Origin of the sequence: Synechococcus sp. H55.9, from assembly GCF_047462355.1 — a bacterium.
In the GTDB taxonomy this organism is placed as follows: Bacteria; Cyanobacteriota; Cyanobacteriia; order Thermostichales; family Thermostichaceae; genus Thermostichus.
This window is the reverse complement of record NZ_JANSJB010000031.1, coordinates 1-2,794: the sequence shown is the minus strand read 5'-3', so window position 1 is coordinate 2,794 and position 2,794 is coordinate 1. Positions and strand designations below refer to the sequence as shown.

General features: G+C 61.0%; 2 protein-coding genes. One reads left to right on the top strand and one right to left on the bottom strand.

Annotation, left to right across the window (positions count from 1 at the left end):
- The coding region (dxs, locus tag NW857_RS05825; protein WP_414368283.1) for a 1-deoxy-D-xylulose-5-phosphate synthase at window positions 1–1,454 on the bottom strand (1,454 nt) is incomplete at its 3' end.
- A gap of 220 nt (window positions 1,455–1,674) precedes the next feature.
- Between dxs and cysK the strand changes: the two genes are divergently transcribed.
- Window positions 1,675–2,691 (top strand): cysteine synthase A, encoded by a 1,017-nt coding sequence (gene cysK / locus NW857_RS05820; RefSeq protein ID WP_414335559.1) that lies wholly within the window; start codon window positions 1,675–1,677, stop codon window positions 2,689–2,691.
- The last annotated feature ends 103 nt before the right edge of the window (window positions 2,692–2,794 follow it).

Below are 2,794 nucleotides of genomic sequence, written 5' to 3'. Positions count from 1 at the left end.
GAGCCACGCGGGTAGCGCATGGCAATGGGGCCTTGGGTGTACTGGATCCCGGTCACCACCATGCGCTGCAGCTCCGCCTCGTCTTTGGGGGCCATCAGCACCATCTCGGGAATGCAGCGCAGATAGGCAATGTCGTACATGCCCTGGTGGGTTGGGCCATCGGCTCCCACCACCCCTGCCCGATCCAAACAGAAGAAGACCGGCAACTTTTGGATGCAGACATCGTGGATGATCTGGTCGTAGGCCCGCTGCAGGAAGGTGGAGTAAATGGCCACCACCGGGCGCATCCCCTCGCAGGCCATGCCGGCAGCCAACGTGACGGCGTGCTGCTCGGCGATCCCCACATCTATAAACTGATCCGGCAGCTTTTCCTTGAGTTTGTCTAGGCCGGTGCCAGTGTCCATGGCCGCCGTAATGCCGATAATGCGAGGATCCCGCTCCGCCAGCTTGCAAAGGGCGTGGCCAAAGACCTTGCTGTAGCTGGGGGGCTTGGGCTTGCTGGGTGGGTAGGGCTTGCCGGTGGCCAGGTCAAAGCGGGATTGGGCGTGATACCCCACCTGCTCCGCTTCCGCTGGCGGGTAGCCCTTGCCCTTGACTGTGGCCACATGCACCAGCACCGGCCCAGAGATGCCGTGGGCCAACTCAAAGGCATCCAACAATTCTGCCAAGTTGTGCCCGTCCACCGGCCCCACGTAGGTAAAGCCCAGCTCCTCAAAGATGATGCCCGCCTTGTTGTTTTGCACGGCAGTAACCAGCTTCACCGTCTCCTTGAGGCGGTCGATTTCCGGGCTGAGGCTGGATCCCAGCAGGGGCAGATTTTTCAGTTGCTCCTCTAGGCTGTCGGCCAAAAACTGCACCGGTGGGCTGAGGCGCAGGCGGTTTAAATAGCGAGGGATCGCCCCCACGTTGGGAGAAATCGACATGCCGTTGTCGTTGAGGATCACCATCAGGTTGGTCTTGGGCAGGTGCCCGGCGTGGTTGATCGCCTCATAGGCCATGCCCCCAGTCAGAGCACCATCCCCAATGATGGCCACCACCTTGAAGTTGTCCCCCCGCCGATCCCGAGCGATGGCCATGCCCAAGGCCGCCGAGATGCTGGTGGAGGCGTGCCCGGCCCCAAAGTGGTCGAAGCGGCTCTCGCTGCGCTTCAGGTAGCCGGAAATCCCCCCTTTCTGGCGCAGCGTGTGAAAGTTGTGATACCTGCCGGTGAGCATTTTGTGGGCATAGGCTTGGTGGCCCACATCCCAAATCACCTTGTCGCGATCCAGGTCCAGGGTTTTGTAAAGGGCCAGGGTCAGCTCCACCACGCCCAACCCTGGTCCCAGGTGACAGCCGACTGGGGAGTTGGCAGCCGTTTGCAAGTGCTTTTCGCGAATCTGGCGGGCTAGGCTGCGCAACTGGCTGAGGTTCAGGGCTCGAAGCTGGTTGGGATGAGTGATGTCACTCAGGTGCATAGGGGACTCGTCCTTCCGGTGTGATCTCACTCTAGATCATTTTCTGGGCGGGTTTTGTTGCCATCCCACTTTGGAAAACGCCGGGATCCCCTGGGCCAAGGGCAGTGAGATCCTGAGAGGGAGCACCAAGGAGCTCATGCAAGGGTTAGCATCGCACAAGGCCCTCGGCTGCTTTGGACTGAAGGCCTATTCGCAATTGGTTTCTCTCTTTTTGTTAGCCATGAAAATCGCCGCCAACATCACCCAGCTCATCGGTCGTACCCCCCTGGTGCGGCTGAATCGGATCCCTCAATCCGAAGGGTGTCTGGCTGAGATTGTAGTGAAATTGGAGAGTTTTAACCCTGCCGCCTCGGTGAAAGATCGCATCGCCGTGAGCATGATCGAGGCTGCCGAACGAGCTGGCTTGATCACCCCCGGCAAGACCATCTTGGTGGAGCCCACCTCTGGCAATACCGGCATTGGCCTGGCCATGGCTGCTGCTGCCAAGGGTTACCGGCTGATCATCGTTATGCCTGAGAGCATGAGCCTGGAGCGGCGACTGCTGTTGAAAGCCTACGGGGCAGAGGTGCATTTGGCCAGCAGCGCCGGCGGCATGGGGGAGGCCATCTGGAAGGCCGAAGAGATCGTGCGCCGCACCCCCAACGCTTACATGCTGGGCCAATTCGCCAATCCCGCCAACCCCCAGATTCATAACCAAACCACCGGCCCGGAAATTTGGGAGGATACCGATGGCCAGGTGGATATCCTGGTGGCAGGGGTAGGCACCGGCGGCACCATCACGGGGGCGGGCGAGTTTCTGAAGGGGAAAAAACCGGCCATTCGACTGGTGGCCGTTGAGCCCAAGGCCAGTGCTGTCCTCAGCGGCGGGCGGCCTGGCTTTCACCGCATTGAAGGGATCGGAGCAGGATTTGTGCCCGATGTGCTGCGGCGCGACCTGCTGGATGAGGTAATTGCAGTGGAAGATGAGGAAAGCATGATCTACAGCCGCCGCCTGGCCAGGGAAGAGGGGATCCTCTCCGGCATTTCCACCGGAGCTGCCTTGGCGGGAGCCATCCAGGTGGGGCGGCGACCGGAAAACGCCGGCAAGCTAATTGTGATGATCCAGCCCAGTTTTGGCGAGCGCTACTTGAGCACGCCCCTCTTCCGCGACCTAGAGCGGGATTCTGACCGCGCGGGCGGGCCGGTCGGGGATCCCAGCAGTCTTGGACCATCCAACCCAGGCCAAAAGCTCCAGTAATCGGCTACGTGGGGGCGACGGGGCCGCACTTGCACTTTGAGTTGTGGAAACGGACGGTGGGGCAAGGCTGGGTGGTTTTGGACGCTACCGATGACCTGCAGGT

What these genes read in the sequence shown, in the direction of transcription:
- cysK (WP_414335559.1), top strand. Translation starts at nt 1,675, where the DNA reads ATGAAAATCGCCGCCAACATCACCCAGCTCATCGGTCGTACCCCCCTG.